The sequence below is a fragment of the uncultured Draconibacterium sp. genome, assembly GCF_913060805.1.
Taxonomy (GTDB): Bacteria; Bacteroidota; Bacteroidia; order Bacteroidales; family Prolixibacteraceae; genus Draconibacterium.
Map to the genome: position 1 here is coordinate 36747 of NZ_CAJXTC010000010.1, position 16015 is coordinate 52761.

The following is a 16015-nucleotide window of genomic DNA, read 5'->3' on the forward strand; positions in this document are numbered from 1 at the left end:
CTGAGACTGATTTGTGAAATAAATTTTTGGTGCTTGGAGGAGTTTAATGGTTCAGGGGCAGGTTCACTTTGAGTAAACCTGGCCCTGAATTATTTAGTCTTCACTAACAACTTCTTCTTCCACAATTGGATTTGTCTTTTCGGAGAAATACGCCGAAACAATTACCAGCGCAACAACTGCCAATGCAATGTAAACGCCTGAAGGTATTGGAGCCGCTTCGCCCTGCGCATACGAGTGTAAACCCGACAGGTAATAGTTTACTCCGAAATAGGTCATTAGTACCGAGCTGATGCCCAAAACTGCAGCCACACTCATGGCAAAACTACCGCGCATTCCCGGAATGCGGTGCATGTGCGTAATAAAAGTGTACACCAAAACGGTTACCAAAGCCCAGGTTTCTTTCGGATCCCAGCCCCAGTAACGGCCCCAGCTTTCGTTGGCCCAAACACCACCTAAAAACGAACCCAGCGTAACCATTAATAAGCCAATTATCAAGGCAATTTGGATGATATTAACCAATTCTTTTATGGTGTGGTTGATTCTGTCTGAATTGCGTCTGTTTCTAAAAATCATTAAAATGAGATTCAGGAAACCAAGCAGCGCACTGATTCCCAAAAATCCGTAGCTGGCTGTAATTACCGCCACGTGAACGATTAGCCAGTATGATTTCAGAACCGGTACCAGGTTGGTAATTTCCGGGCTCATCCAGCTCATTCCGGCCACCATCAATGTTAAACCGGCCAGAACCGATGTTAACGACAGTGTAATTTCTGAACGTTTGGCAAAGATTAAACCGCCAAGTGCAGTTGCCCAACTGATGAATACCATCGATTCGTAACCATTACTCCATGGCGCGTGCTCCGAAATGTACCAGCGGATACCCAACCCTGCAGTTTCGGCAAGGAATAACAGCAGGATAAAATAGAAGGCAAAATTTTTCAGGAAACTTAATTTAATGTTCGGATTAAAAAGTGAAATCAACTGCAGCATCAGCAGAATCAAACCGGTGAACATGAAAATCTTTGATAATTTTCCAAAGATGTTCAGGTTATTATAGATCACCTCCATTTTTACTTTTGTTGCCGATGGAATGATTTTCGCGCCGATAGTTTCCTGATTTTGCTTCAGGTTGTTCAGCAACTGGTTTGCCGTTGCCCAATCGCGAATTTGTACCGATTGAAGATAAGCAGAAACCGTTTGTGTTGCGAAATCAGCCTCCTGAGCCGGAAGTTCTTTCGCCTCGTTAATGGAAACCCACTTGTGGTTATCGTCGTTGGGTACAGGGAAAATCGTCAGAAAATCGCCGCTAAAAATGGCCATAAGAATATTAACGCGCTCGTCAACATTCATAATCTCTTTATCGTATTTATTGCGGTGATTACTCTCTTTTGCATAAGCTGCCTGAACCGCAGAGCTTAGTATATAACCGCCCATTTCGCGCGGTCTAACAATTGAATTAAACGAAGCATATTTGCCACTAATTCCGATTGTTCTGCGCAATTCGGGATTGGCGACTTTTATAATGGCAATATTTTTCCAAAGTTCAGGATTGGCTTGCATATCCAGAAAAACTTCGGTTGGCGTCAAACCTTCCCAGCTGGTCTTTTTAGCTACTTTTCGTAGTATTTCGGAAGCCAGTGTAGAAACCGGCTCAACACGACCTTTTCGGTCCTGAATCAGTAAATGTTCGAACGACTTGGCATGCTCGCTATTCATTGGTGCCGGAGTTGTATTTTGTGCCTGTGCACTAACACTCAAGAGCAGACCGGTCACCAAAACAGCAAACAGCTTTTTACGTTTTTCGCGGAGTTGTGCCGATGCTTTCAACAGCGTTTTAAAACGACTGTTTCGGTTAAACAAAGTCAGCACCATTCCGATAGCCATAATCAGGTAGCCAAAATAAGTTACCGATGTTCCGGCAGAGTCGTGGTTCACCGACAGGATCGTTCCGCGCTCGTCGGTATCGTACGACGATTGGAAAAAGCGGTATCCTTTGTATTTCAATATATTATTCATAAAAATGCGGAATGGCATTTCCGTGGCGCCGTCTTTTAAAACAACTTCGCTGGCGTACGACGAAGGGCTCATTGAACCCGGGTAACGCTCGAGCTGGAAATCGTTAAGCTGGATGGCAAACGGTAGTTTTATGATTCGCGACCCGTACGAAACGGATACATTCATTCCGTCGATAGAGGTGTTGTAAAAATCGCCAACCTGGCCCGTGCGACCATAAACGATCAACTCTTTGCTTTCACTGTTTGTTGAAATCGCGGCTTTAAAAGCATCCGGCGGATTCATTGTCTGCGTTGGTTTTTGGTAAGCCAATTGAATCGAGGCGTTTGGAAGAAATTGTTTAACGGCAAAAGTGAGATTTTTATACGTGTAAGCTTTTTGCGTGTCAACCAGTTTTTGGGTATTTGGCGCAATCAACTCACCGGTGTCGCTCATCATGCCCGACGCCTCAACAGTGTCGTTAGCCGAAATGTACAGGTTGCCATCTTTTAAACTCAGCTGAACATCGGTATTTGTGTTGTTACCAAATCCTAGCGTTACACCGTTTAAATTCTTTGTATTATCGTTTCTAAGCGTAAAGTCTTTTCGCGAAGAGCCATTTACAACCGTAAGCAGCGAAACAATCGGTTCTCCGTTAGGGTCGAGAACAATGTTTTCAACCGCCGACGGCATAAAATGCTGATTGCTGATGTGGATTGTTTTTCCTTTAAAATGGATGTTATTTGAAAAACGGTTGGCGGTGTAGGGCGAGAATTTTACTTCGCTTGATTCTTCAACCGTTTCGGTGCCATCAGTTACTTTAACCGTTACATACGATGCTTCGGAAACAATAAAGTCCGACGAGCTATTTTCGCGAATATGCATAGTGCCTTCATATCCGTAGTAACGCGTAATCATTGCACCTACACCAATAACGATAAAGGAAATATGAAAAAGCAGTATCGACCATTTTTTCCGTGCGATAAGTTTGTATTTAAAAACACTGCCAACAATGTTGATGCAGAGTATAAATAACAGGATTTCGAACCACCTGGAATTGTAAATGAGAATTTTTGCAGTAGTGGTGCCATAATCGTTTTCAATAAAAGTGGCATAACCAATGGCTATTGCAAAAATTACCACCAAAATACCGGTAAAAAACATGGAAAAAATAAATGAACTGAGCTTCTTCATAATTAGTCGTTGTCTAGTTGTCTGAATTAAACACTAAAAAAATTCCTTTGTTTTGAAAACAAAGGAATTTTTCACAAAACAATAGTTTACAAAATATTAGTTTGTTGTTGTTGGATCGTCGTGAGCAATTACTTTCACAAATTCATCAAAATTCCATGCTTTTTTAGGAGCAACGTGGCCTTCTGGTTTTTCGCCAAGGTGACAAGCTTTACAGGTTTCTTCTGTTGGATCTGTCATACCTTTTGAAAGTGCCATTTTTTTGTTCTTCATAATTGCAGCCGATTTGTAGTGGCTACCAGGTCCGTGACATGATTCGCATGAAACACCTTCGTCGGCTTTAAGACCGGCAAGCAAACCGCTATCAACAGATCCGGCAGTTGAGTGGCATTTTAAACATGTTGCGTCATTTTTTTCGTCACCTTGAAGCGCATCCATTGCTTTGGCGTGTGGACCGGCTTCCCAAACTTTAAACTGCTCGCCTTTGTCGGGCTTGTTATGGCACATTTTACATTTAGCTGCACCAATGTACTTGTAGTTTTGTGCGGTCGCTGCGGTGCTGAAAATGATCGCAAGACCTAATAGAAACATTAATTTTCTGAAGTTCATAATTCTCGTATTAAAATTTATATTACTCGTTATTTGTTAAAAGCTATTATAAAAATAATAAATATTGTGCCAAAATCTAGTATAATGCTGTATGACACATTGAACACATCTCCGTTTTCCATGCTTCAGCAATGTCAACAGGGTGCTGGAATTCCAACGCTTCAAAAGCAGTAGAATACTGCATACTATCCTGAGTTCCCTGTGCTATAATATTGTGGCACAGCGAACAATCTTTCGAAATCGTTCTGTTTTCAGTTGTTGCATGGCGGTCGTTATGGCAACGATAACAACCGTCCGATTCCATGTGGCCAATGTTATTTGGATATTCTTTCCAGCTTGCTTTCATGTATGGAAAAATGTTATTCGAATAATCGTCCTGAATTGTTGCAATTGCCTGATCGATTTCAGCTTTTTTAGTTTCGTAAACATCAGGGTAACCACTTTCGAACCAATCGGTAACCTGGTCTTTAATGGCCATCATTGCTGTGTCTTTCGTCGGATAATCCTGGTAAAGCGCCATCATAGCTGCCAGTTTTATAGCAGGAAGCTCGGTTGAAATTTTACCTTCTGCCATCGACTGATCGATAAAGTTTTGCGGTGCATTGTAATTGTGCGACGGCCTGTTGTGGCAATCCAAACAATCCATTACCCGTGTTTCCAACGAATCAAGTTGTTCTTGTGAAACCATACTCATTTCGTCGGTATAAACGTATTCTTCTCCGGTTTTTGTGTTTGTATATTTTACCCACGGAATGATCTGACGTTTCTCGTCGAGCGCTTTGTATTCAATTTTTACCTCGGGGCTAATGTGCTGGTGAATACCTTTAATTACACCCTTAGGAGTAACCTGAGTACTTGTTTTTACCTGTAAATGAACAATATGCTCGGTGTTCTCTTCATCGGTTAAGAATGAATGTTTTTCACGCATTTTGTTATCGTAGAATTTCTCGGGCCAGTGACATTCTTCGCAGGTTTCGCGTGCCGGGCGCAAATTGGCAATTGGAGTAGGGATTGGCTGCGGATATTTATTGGCCAACACCGAATAAACCTGGTACAAACCCGAAAGTTTACTTTTTACATACCAGCTTGCTCCCGAACCAACGTGGCACTCCACACAAGCAACACGCTCGTGCGACGAACCGTGGTAAGTAACATATTCCGGCTCCATTACTTCGTGACATAATTTTCCGCAGAATTCTACCGATTCGGTGTAATGAAATGCTTCGTAACTTCCTACCGAAGAAATAATGAGCAAGAAAATTGTTCCAATGATAAAAATTGTACTGGCGTTACGGGTAGCCTGATTATTAAAATCAAGAATTGGCCAGTTTAAACGTTTGCCTTCTTCTTCAGCCAACCGTGCTTTTTTACGGTAAATCCGCATTCCGATTGGGATCATGAGCAATCCAACGATCAAAAATGCCGGAAGGATGATGAAGATGATTAAACCAATATATTGCCCACCAAATCCGAAAGCAAGATTCAATAGAAATAATGCCAGTATACTGGCGAGATTGAAGACAGCAATAACTGCTCCGGTAATCGATACCCAGTTTCTTATGGAAGACGGTAATTTCATAATTTTTCGTTTATTGGTTTGATGTAAAATCTAGTGATCCAAGATTATAATTTTCCTTTAATTATTCAAGGTCAGGTACTTATTTATAAGTTGTCTATATACGCGCTGCTATTTTGAAATTATGTTCTGAACGCGAAGTTTTAACACTTCTACAAAGTTACATATTTGTCATATTTACTGTTTATTATACTACTAATCTACTAGGTTAAAGTATTAAAAATTGTATTTTCATTTTTTTCGTTTTTTCGCCATTTAGTGGAAAATTAAAGAGTAAATTATCAGTAATACCATGATTACGCCGGCGAAAAGTGCGGTGAATCCAAATATTTTTATCGTTCTCATGTGTTCTTTGGTAAACTCTTTTTCAACGCGAACGTCATTGATTTTTCCGGATTTTACCAGCTGCTCATATTCGTGCGGACGATCTTTTTTGTATTCTTCCTCAAGAACATAACCGGTGAAAATTACGGTGTCCATCGGGAACGATTCCGGACGCAAGTGGGTGTTGAAAAAGTGAATGGTAAAAATAAATCCAACGGCCAGTAAAGCTTCGTCGCTGTGAATGATCTGCGCCACATTAATCAGCCAGCCAGGCAGGAATTTGGTAAAGAATTCGGGGAACCACAGCATTAATCCGGTTGAGCCGATTACCAGCACTCCCCAGAATACAGCGAAGTAGTCGAATTTTTCCCAGTAGGTCCATCGTCCATAATCGGGCCGCGGACCAACACCGATAAACCATTTTATAGAAGCCCAGAAATCGCGAATGTCTTTCCGGTTAAACATCAGCGAGTTACTGCTGAATATAAACTTGCTGACTTTAATTCCTTTTTTGAATTTAACTTTCAATAATGCTACCACATGGAAAATAAAATATCCGAAAGTGATCAGTGCAGCCGTTCGGTGAATAAAGCCGGCAATGTGAGCGCCACCGATGGCTTCAGCCAGATATTGGGCCCAGTCCATGTAGGCAAATTTCAATATCATTCCGGTAAGTGCCAGCAGTATAAAACTGATAATTACGAAAATATGGGTAATCCTGTTTTTCTTCTGGAAACGCCTGATATATATCTGTTTACCAACTGGTTTTGGCTCTTTTCGTTTTTTGATCATCGCGCCCAGCGAACGAGGAATCCACAACAATGTATGCAGCCCGAAGAAAGCAAACACACTTAAAAGTAAACCGGTCATGGCCCAGAAAGTGTAGTACAGCCACGGGAAGTTGCTTTTATCGTAATGTGTGGCGTGTGTCAGGTAACCGGTAAATTTCATGTTGGCATCAGTATGGCACTTCGAACAGGTTGCAACAATATTCCGTGGACTTATCGTTGATTTCGGGTTGTCCATCCGGTAAATATTGTGTGCTCCGTGGCAGTCGGAACAACGGGCCGCTTCAAGATAACCCAGCTGATAAACTTTTCCGTGGTAGGTTTCCAGGTAGGTTTCTGCCAGTTCCTCGTGGCACTGCCCGCACTGCGAGCTAATTTCCGACATAAATTTACTTTCATGTACTTCTGAAATATTGTGAGCCGAGTGACAGGTTTCGCAAGTTGGGAATTTCAGTTCTTCGGTGTTGGCGCTAATTCCGTGCTCGCTGTCAATGTACTGGTCGTAAATTCCTTTGTGGCAATTTCCACAGGTTTTTGCCAGGTTTGCCGGATTTACCGACGAACGCTCATCTTCTTCCTTCAGCATAAAGTGTGTGGTGTGGCAGTCGGTACAAATGGCGGCTGCCAACAATCCTTTTTCCTCCAGGCTTCGTCCGTGAACGCTGGTGGAATAGTCGTAATACGCATCGGTTTCCTTCAGGTTTGTTCCTTCCACTGCCTGTCCGTTTTCCTTATGACATTCGCCACAAAGTTTTGGTACTTCTGAGCGGAAAGTTGGAGAAGTTTCATCGTCGGACGGAATAACATGGTGCGATCCGTGGCAATCGGTGCAATACGGTGCATTTTCGTGTTTGGCAAAATAGGCTTTTCCGTGTCCGCTCTGGAAGTAAATATCCGATTCTTCGGCGTGGCAACTCGAGCAGTCCACCTTGTCGGAAGTTTCGCAAGGGCGGGCAATATTGGCCGTTACATCCGAGTGGCATTTTACACAGGTGATGTTATTATGGGCCGAATTAACAAATTGATTAACATCAACATAAAGCGAAACCTGTTCGTCGTCTACTACTTTGTGAATATCTGGTTGCTCGTGGCATTTCAGGCAGGTTTTATCCGATATGTTTTCGATAATATTTTTCAGCTCTACTTTGTGGGGTGGGTGGCAATCGGTACAGGCCGGAATTGCTCCCGGACTTTTCTCCCAAAGTTCTTTGTTGATTATTTTAATGTGCACATCCTCAATTCGCGCGTGGCATTGCATGCATGTTGCTGCAATGTTTTTCTCCGAAATGCTGGAGTTCATGTTGGTGTGGGGGAGAATAAGGTGGTTGCCGTGGCAGTTGTTGCAGGTGGCCGTTACCACCAAACCACTGCTGAATAATCCTTTTCCGTGGATGCCCTGTGTGTAGTTCTCAACAATGTTGTGCTCGCCAATATTATAGGCACGGGCAACCGGCGCTCCTTCGCGGTGGCAGGTTCCGCACAACACCGGAATATTCATTTTATAGGTGCGCGATTGCGGATCGGCCGAACTTAGTATCTCGTGCGTTCCATGACATTCGGCGCAGTTAGGCGAATTTTTGTCGCCCTCTTCAAAGGCAATTCCATGAACGCCGTCCATGTATTTTGTCATGGCCTCGTCGTGGCAATCGCCGCAATTTACCGGTTGCAGTTTATCGGCATGCGGAAATTCCTCGACATCGGCGTCCGTATGGCACGAAATACATTCGAGATAACTGTGTACTGATTTTTCGAGAATACCGGCAGGAATATACCTCGATACTTCCCGGCCGTTTACAATGGTAAAAAGCTCCGGGTCGTCGTGGCACATGGCACAATCGTCGTTGGATTGTGCCATAATTTTTAATCCGGGCAACAGAAACAAACCGACGATTAAAAAGATTTTAACCAGCCCTGAATTTGCTTCGGTGCATACATCGAACAGATTTTTGGCTAAAGTTTTGCTCAAGTACTTCATGCTAAGCGTCTTTAATATAATTACTAAATCCTTCTTCTCAGCCTACCTTGCGAGCCAACTATGCATTATTTGTGTGCTGCTATTTCTGTTCTGTTTTCTTCCTTCTCCCTTCTGCCTGCTTTGTTTTATTGTTTATTTATGGACTTGCTTTTCTTTGTTCAATTTACACGTGGTGCCATCCGTTTACAATGCTTCTGAAATTATCAAGAGGTGACTTGCCAATTGATGCAATGTAAAGATGCACGATTAAGAATATGGAAATAAAGAATCCCATAGCCGAATGCGTTACAGCTGTGATAAGAACACCGCTGATGTTGTAAATTTTATTGAATATCAGCTCGGGAAACATTAACCCGATACCCGAAATTATTACCAATGGAACAACCAGGTACATAACAGCGATATAAGTATATTTTTGTAGCGGATTAAATTTACGTTTTTCAGAAAGCGGGTAAGGAGCTTTCATTCCGTGAAACATTCCCCAGGCATAATAGTAGGCCTGTTTCATTGGGCGTTTCAGAAAGTTCTTAGGTTTAACAATGTAGAATTTCTTGTTGCTTGTAAAAAAGTTTCCGAATAAAAACAGCAAGTAATTCAGCGTTATAATTACTCCGGCATAATTGTGCACGGTAATAATCAGTTTAAAGCTTATCAGCGATTCTTCAAAACCCGAATTCATACTAATTCCGGTAACGATAAGAAGAATAATACCCAAGGCGTTTATACCATGCCAAATGCGTAACCAAAGCGGGTAGAAATATATTTTGTTCTCTGAGCTCATTGTTATTTCTTTTTGATGATGATTCTAAATATTACGTGGATGATAATTCCTGCAAATGCTGCAAAAAAGATGATCAAACTTATCGTTTTTAAAATTGGAATCTGGTGCGATCCAATCACGTAATTTTCATTCGAGAGCATTCCGAGCGCTGTTCCGTCTTCGGCTCTTTCCTGCAGGTTTTGGTATTTGTATAACGATGCTTTTAGCAATGAGTTTGCCGAGTGACATTCGGCACAACGGCGTACTGCTTCTTCTTTTGCAAGAATGTTGTGCGATACCATCAAATCGTCTTCAACTGCAGTGTGGCACTCGATACAACGTACATGTTTAAAGTGGAGCTCCTGGTTTGGCAGCCAGTCGTGAATGGTGCCAACGCCAGCTTTAGTATCGCCGGATACCAGACTGAATCTTTTCATATCATTATGACACGATAAACACATGTCGTTACTGTTTTCAACAATCTCCATAATACTGCTACTTGTGCGGGCAGTGGTAGAGTAGTAGTGTTGATCGTGACATTTTGAACAGGTAAAGTTATCGCCAAAACTCTGGCGGTGTATACTCTTGTTAACTTCTTCGTCTATCTTTTCAAACTCGTATTTTGCAAACGACTCATCGCCGGCGTGGCAATCCAAACATGTCATCATTGGCTCCAGCTTTAACGATGCAGCATGCGGATAGGTTGTATAGTCGAATGAGTGACAATCCGTGCAGTCGAAATTTTGATGAACACCTGTACGTAACCGCAAAGTATCGATTATCAGGTATGGATTCATCAGTCGTTTCTCCTCAGTATCCATCATGTCGTTATGAAATGAATAGGTTTGCTGAGAGTGACATTTTAAACAATCGTGATTTGCGGGATCATCGTAAAATTGCCCGAAACTCGGTACGGCAATCGCCAAAAGCATCAGGATTTGTAATGGAATGAAATATTTCATGGGTTAAATCGTGTAAATAGATCTGAAGTTTGCAATAACTTTATTGAATGAAAAATGGTAATATCACTTTTTACGGATATTACCATCTTTATCATTTTTACTTTTTAATCGATTAGAACATCCAGATACGAGTTATGGTAAAACCAACGGCCAATCCTTTATTGGTCCAGTCTTTCTGGTTATACATCATCGCATCCTGAGGAAGAATACCCTGTGCTGTTCCAACATAAATTTGGAAAGCGTGGGTGAATGTAAAGAATTCAACACCAAATGCTACGTTTTCTTTAGCATGTGTAGCCCAGGTATGCTGCTCGGTAATATCTTTAATTTTAAGTGGATTGTCGTAGTTGAAAATAAAAGATCCCTGTGGAGAGAACTTAATTTTTCCACTAAAATGAAGACCGATTACATCGTGGTCGTAATCCCAGCCTACCGTATTATAGTGCGAAAAACTGGCACCTGCCTGCAACGATAATACATCGCCGAAGTTGCGGGTAACCATAGCTTGCGAGAAATACGAAAGACGGTCGGTGAATCCAAACTGGTATTGAGCCGGTTTGCCTTTTGATTCAACTACGTTGCCGGTTCCGAAAGCGCTTTCGTTTCTTCCGTCGATAGCTACATTACCAAATACGGTAAGTGATATTGGCATGCCACTTGTTTTTTGCTGAAGTATTTTATACTTGGCATTAAAATCAGTGTACATGTTCTTTTTTGTGATTCCCGCGCCGATTTGTAGATTCTTTACAGGTACATAGTTTAGCGCCAATCTTACGTTGGAGCCCGGAGCATAAATTCCCCACAAGTCAGATTTCCCGTTTTCGAGCGAACCGAATTTGTGTTGAATAATAAATTCCAATGTACGTGCATCAGGAATATAAGAGGTTTGTGCGTCAATCAGTATGCCGCTGTTAAAAGCATATACCGGATCGGCTTCCTCCTCCTGTGCAAACGAATTGGAAAAAGTTACTCCTAAAATAATCAGAATCAATATATATTTTTTCATCATTAATCAGTTTAGGTTTTTAATTGTTTTGAGCTCCTTGAGTGATCCAGGTAAGTACCAATGCCGCTTCTGCCTCCGAGTATTTAATATGGTTTCCATCAGGGCTTGGTTTGGTGTAAATCAAGCTCGATGCAGGATCAGAAGTGTTTATATAACGGCTGCTATTTAGCGAATTATAGGCATTCTCAGGAGTAAGGTCTGGATTTTGATTTCCGGTGTAATGGCACGAAGTACATTTTGAATCGAAAATTGGCGCGATTTCCGCAGAAAACGATACATCAGGTGCATCGGGATCAGTCGGATCTACCACCTCTTCTTCAACTATCCAATTGTACGCGCAACCACTCATTATTATCGCTAATACGATCAGTGATAAAAGAGTTTTGAATGTCCTCATGAGTATTGGTTTTTAAAAAGTCGGATATAATTTAAAAAGATATCCGACTTTGTTATTTTTTCAAATTATTGTAAAAACAGTAGAGCCGCTTGCTATAAACCTAAGGCAGCTTCGGCCTGGTTTAGCAATTGTCTTGCATAACCTGGGTTATGTGCTCCGTGACTCTTGTCTTCCCATAAGCACATGAAATTCCAAAATGCATCCCATTGGTCTTTTGGTAAAGACGCGTACATAGGATGTACTCCGTCTTCAGCAACGTGGATCGCACCAATTTCTTCTAAAGCAGCTTCAACAGCAGCCATTCTTGCAGCGATATCAGATTGGATACCTTCAATATCAACTGCGTCACCATGGCAGTTATTACACATATTAATTTCAGCAACATAAGAGTGGCCGCTAGCGCCATCTTCACCGTGCATGTGACAATTAATACAAGTGTGGTGTGCTTGCTCAAATGGAGTACCAATTTGAGAACCCATATCAGCAGCAATCATATTTGCTTGTGGTCCGTGGTGTGGTCCGGCATGTGTACTGCTGGTGTAAACGTGAGTTAAAGGAACATCAAATACTACTGTTAATGTATCTTCGGTAGCATTTAAAGTTTTTGATCCATTAGGACCTACGGCACCGTGGAGTTGGTATGACTCAATATCCGCTCCTGTGAACGTGCGAGTAAATGTTGTTGCTTCTGTTCTATAATAAGAATCTGGAGTAGATCTTGCCTGGTGACAAGTTGCACACAAGTTTGAAGCTTCGTAGTTATAAGTTTTTCCATCAATGGCAGCTGATTCAACAAATTCCATACTGTAAAGAGGAGCACTTATACCTTCTTCTAAACTGCTGTGGTTGTTGTGACATGTTGAACACTCAAGCGGTGCACCAACTGCAGGAGCTATTTCAGCACCTGTTGTAATATAGGTTACATAACCTTCATCCGAGTGACATTGAGCACATCCTGCTCTGGTACCAGCATAAGAAAATGAAGTTCCAGCTGAGTGTGCGTGTTCTGAAAATGTAGTGGTAATCGCATCCATATTGGATTGTGTGTGACACACTAAACAGGTTTGATTCCCGTCCATACCATCGGCTCCATCGGCTCCATCAGTTCCATCGGCTCCAGGAAGTCCCATCGGCCCTTCTTTTGTACATGAAGAAAACATGAATGCCAGAATAAAACCTAGCATGAATAATTTTGAGATAGATTTGTAGTTCATAACGTAGTATATTAGGTAATTTATATTTGTTATTACTCTTTGGGAGATAAAAGTACTTCGATAACCATTATGAACTTTAGGGGGAACAGTGATATAACAGAATGTGCAAATTGATAATAAGCAAGTCTGGGATTGATATATGTCAATTATCCGTTTTCGCTAATCGAAACTAGTGAACTTTCGTCTAATATGCTTATTGTATTACCCTTGGTATTAATGTATTTAGAGTCTTTAAATTGGTGAAGAATCCGTACAAAGCTTTCTTTTGTCATGTTCGACATCTCGGCTAATTCCTGCCGCGTAAGAGGCACCGAAAACTCATCAGAGTTGAAAATTTCGTTCTTTAAATACAGTAAAGTATCAGCCACTCTTCCGGGCATATATTTCTGTGTATGGTCGACCAGTTTTTTTAGCAGGTAATTGTTTTGTTTGGTGTGGTTGCGCAGTAATTTAATGGCAAACTCGTTGTTCTGCCCAAAAATGCTGGTCAGGTTTGCCGAGTCGATCATACAGCACCTTACTTTGGTAATTGCCGAAACGCTAAAATGCTGGAAGTTTCCGTTAAAAAGACCTCCTCCGCTGATAAAGTCACCGGCTTTGGCAATACGCACAATTACGTTTTTGCCGTTTGCACTTTCAACATAAAATTTTGCCAGTCCTTCGTTAATACAAATCACCGAAGTTGAAGCTGTATTTTGTTTGGTGATAGTCTCTCCAACATTATATACAATTTGTCGTTTTTTGTCAATCAGAAAGTCAATTTCTTCCTGGTTGAGGGGGGAAAAGATGTTGTTTTTATGTTCTTGTATACACGATTTGCAACCTCCTCCATGAAGCTTACTGCCCTTGTTACAATTTTCGGTATTGTTATGCGCCATTTTAAAGTTTTGGTATTTAGTTAATTATCGTTATTAGGTTTCTCTTCTCATAATAATTAGCACAATTCTATTTTTGAACCTCAACATAGTAAAATATTTCAATATTTAAAAGTGTAGATTATTACTATTTTTAAATGAATTAATGTGAAAATTACTAATAAAAATCGGGAATAAATGAAGATGTGTTGGAAAGCAGAACCAGACCTTTCAGTTATGCGATAGTCAGGAGTTACTTATATATTAATATAAGTACGTGCAGAATTTGATATTACACGAGGAAAAAATGGGGGAGATATTTTGAACTGTTTTAGGTAAGGCGGGTACCGCGCCCGGTTGCAATATTTTCGGGGTTGGTGATCAGGATTTCCTGCACACCTTTTGCTTTTGCCCGGAAACCGTTATCGAGCTTCGGAATCATTCCTTCACTGATGGTACCGTCGGTTTTGTATTCGTCAAATAATTTATAATTCAGATCGTAGATCACCGACGCTTCATCGTTTGGATCGCGTAAAACACCCCGTTTTTCGAAACAATAGAAAAGGTAAACTTTAAAGTAGTTCGATAATTCGATGGCTAACTCCGAAGCAATTGTATCGGCATTGGTATTTAATAACTGGCCTTTTGCATCGTGGGTGAGTGGCGCTACAACCGGAATAACGTTTTCATTTATCAGCATTCGCAGTTCGCGTGCATTTACATCGTCAACGTCGCCCACAAAGCCATAATCAACATCCTGTACCGGGCGTTTGTGGGCTTTTATTAAACCGAGGTCGGCTCCGGTTAGTCCCACTGCATTCATGTCTCGCGCCTGTAATCCGGCAACAATCTTCTTGTTCACCAAACCTCCATAAACCATGGTAACCACTTCCAGCATGTCGGCATCGGTAATGCGGCGGCCATCAATCATTTTGGTTTCAATTCCAAGGCGCTTTGCAATCTCAGTAGCCGTACGTCCACCTCCGTGAACCAGTAATTTATTTCCTGAAATTTTACGAAACTGATCGAGCAGAGCGTCTAATGATTCAGGTTCTTCAACTACTTTTCCACCTACTTTAATGATTGTTAGCCTATCCATGATTTTGCTGATTACTTTTTATTTATTGTTTGTTTCGTTTGAAGAACGTTGATTCCGGTTTAAAATTGTTAGTACAAAGTTACGTTAGTGAGCTTAGAGTTTTAGAAAGTTCTCCAATATTTTTGCGCCGATAGTTCCACTTTTTTCCGGGTGAAATTGTGTGGCATAAAAATTATCGCGGTGCAAAGCAGCACTAAACGGAAGAATATAGTCGCAGGTGGCAATGGTATGTTCGCTTTTTTCGGCGTAATACGAGTGCACAAAGTAAACGTATTCGTTTTCCAGCTCGGCCGTAAAAAGGTCGCTTTTCAGGTCTTTGATGGCATTCCAGCCCATGTGCGGAACTTTGGTAATATATTCTTCGCTTGGTTTTGGAATAAAACGTTTTACTTTCTCATCGAAAATACCCAGACATTCGGTATCGTTTTCTTCCGAGTGCGAGCACATCAACTGCAATCCGAGACAAATTCCCAATACCGGTTGCTTCAGCGAAACGATCAGTTCGTCGAGTTTGTTTTCTCGTAGGTAAGCCATTGTTGTGCTGGCCTCGCCAACTCCCGGAAAGATGACTTTGTCGGCTTTCCGGATCTTGTCGTGATCTGCCGTAATTTCGGCATTCACACCCAGTCGGTTAAGCGCATTGTTTACCGATTCAATATTTCCGGCGTTGTATTTTATTATTACAATGTTCATTTTTATTCTTTTAGTAAAAGATCGATCACTTCCACCATTTCATTGAATTCGTCTTCTTTAAACAGGCGGGTCATGTATACGATCTTACCTGTTTTGTCGATAATCACGTTTCGGGTAACACCGGCACCTTTTGCGGCAAACGTGTAAAAGATATCAGCGCCCGGATCAAGTGCCAGAGGATAAGTAATTTCCATCGTTTTTTTGAAATCTTTTACCTTATCGAGTGGCTCGTCCATGTCAACACCAATCAGCACAAAATCGTCGTTGTTTTTGTGTTTTTGCCAGATCTCTTTTTCAATGTGTGGCATTTCTTTGCGGCACACCGAACACCAGCTGGCAGTAAATTGCAACATGGTTACTTTGCCTTTTAAATCGGCAGTTGAAACTTTTGTGCCGTCGGTAAGTTCCATGGTAATATCGGGCATTTGCTGGCCAATTTTTACGATGTAGCCGTAATCGGCCGGGATTTCTTTTTCCGGAACTGCGCTTAGTTGGGCGAATGCTGACATAGTTAATAGTGTTATACTGAGGATGGATAGTAGTTTTTTCATATTTCTTTATTGTTACTGGTTGCT

13 protein-coding genes are annotated in these 16015 nt (G+C 41.4%); all 13 read right to left on the reverse strand.

Translation table 11 applies throughout. The features are described from left to right. Window positions 1–93 precede the first annotated feature (93 nt). Window positions 94–3186, reverse strand: a complete 3093-nt coding sequence (gene ccsA, locus QZ576_RS07990; protein ID WP_297095866.1) for a cytochrome c biogenesis protein CcsA — start codon at window positions 3184–3186, stop codon at window positions 94–96. A gap of 96 nt (window positions 3187–3282) precedes the next feature. Further along, on the reverse strand, window positions 3283–3792 hold the full coding sequence (locus QZ576_RS07995; RefSeq protein WP_297095868.1) for a multiheme c-type cytochrome: 510 nt from the start codon (window positions 3790–3792) through the stop codon (window positions 3283–3285). 76 nt (window positions 3793–3868) lie between these two features. After that, window positions 3869–5371, reverse strand: coding sequence for a NapC/NirT family cytochrome c (locus QZ576_RS08000; protein ID WP_297095870.1), 1503 nt, complete (start codon window positions 5369–5371; stop codon window positions 3869–3871). 252 nt (window positions 5372–5623) lie between these two features. Then, window positions 5624–8455, reverse strand: a complete 2832-nt coding sequence (locus tag QZ576_RS08005; protein WP_297095872.1) for a cytochrome c3 family protein — start codon at window positions 8453–8455, stop codon at window positions 5624–5626. Window positions 8456–8618: 163 nt separating this feature from the next. Continuing rightward, window positions 8619–9236: a cytochrome b/b6 domain-containing protein gene (locus QZ576_RS08010; protein ID WP_297095874.1), complete on the reverse strand. Its 618-nt coding sequence runs from the start codon at window positions 9234–9236 to the stop codon at window positions 8619–8621. A gap of 2 nt (window positions 9237–9238) precedes the next feature. Beyond that, window positions 9239–10177 (reverse strand): cytochrome c3 family protein, encoded by a 939-nt coding sequence (locus QZ576_RS08015; RefSeq protein WP_297095876.1) that lies wholly within the window; start codon window positions 10175–10177, stop codon window positions 9239–9241. A gap of 112 nt (window positions 10178–10289) precedes the next feature. After that, window positions 10290–11183: a DUF5777 family beta-barrel protein gene (locus QZ576_RS08020; RefSeq protein ID WP_297095878.1), complete on the reverse strand. Its 894-nt coding sequence runs from the start codon at window positions 11181–11183 to the stop codon at window positions 10290–10292. 19 nt (window positions 11184–11202) lie between these two features. Further along, window positions 11203–11580 (reverse strand): hypothetical protein, encoded by a 378-nt coding sequence (locus QZ576_RS08025; protein ID WP_297095880.1) that lies wholly within the window; start codon window positions 11578–11580, stop codon window positions 11203–11205. Between the two features lie 92 nt (window positions 11581–11672). Beyond that, window positions 11673–12794 (reverse strand): cytochrome c3 family protein, encoded by a 1122-nt coding sequence (locus QZ576_RS08030; RefSeq protein ID WP_297095882.1) that lies wholly within the window; start codon window positions 12792–12794, stop codon window positions 11673–11675. A gap of 146 nt (window positions 12795–12940) precedes the next feature. Beyond that, complete coding sequence (locus QZ576_RS08035; protein ID WP_297095885.1) at window positions 12941–13672, reverse strand: Crp/Fnr family transcriptional regulator; 732 nt, start codon at window positions 13670–13672, stop codon at window positions 12941–12943. Between the two features lie 307 nt (window positions 13673–13979). Further along, window positions 13980–14747, reverse strand: coding sequence for an acetylglutamate kinase (argB, locus tag QZ576_RS08040; RefSeq protein ID WP_297095887.1), 768 nt, complete (start codon window positions 14745–14747; stop codon window positions 13980–13982). A gap of 93 nt (window positions 14748–14840) precedes the next feature. Further along, the gene (gene hisH / locus QZ576_RS08045; protein WP_297095889.1) at window positions 14841–15440 is read right to left on the reverse strand and encodes an imidazole glycerol phosphate synthase subunit HisH; all 600 of its coding nucleotides are present in this window, start codon (window positions 15438–15440) and stop codon (window positions 14841–14843) included. A gap of 2 nt (window positions 15441–15442) precedes the next feature. Continuing rightward, window positions 15443–15991, reverse strand: coding sequence for a TlpA disulfide reductase family protein (locus QZ576_RS08050; RefSeq protein ID WP_297095890.1), 549 nt, complete (start codon window positions 15989–15991; stop codon window positions 15443–15445). Window positions 15992–16015 lie beyond the last annotated feature (24 nt).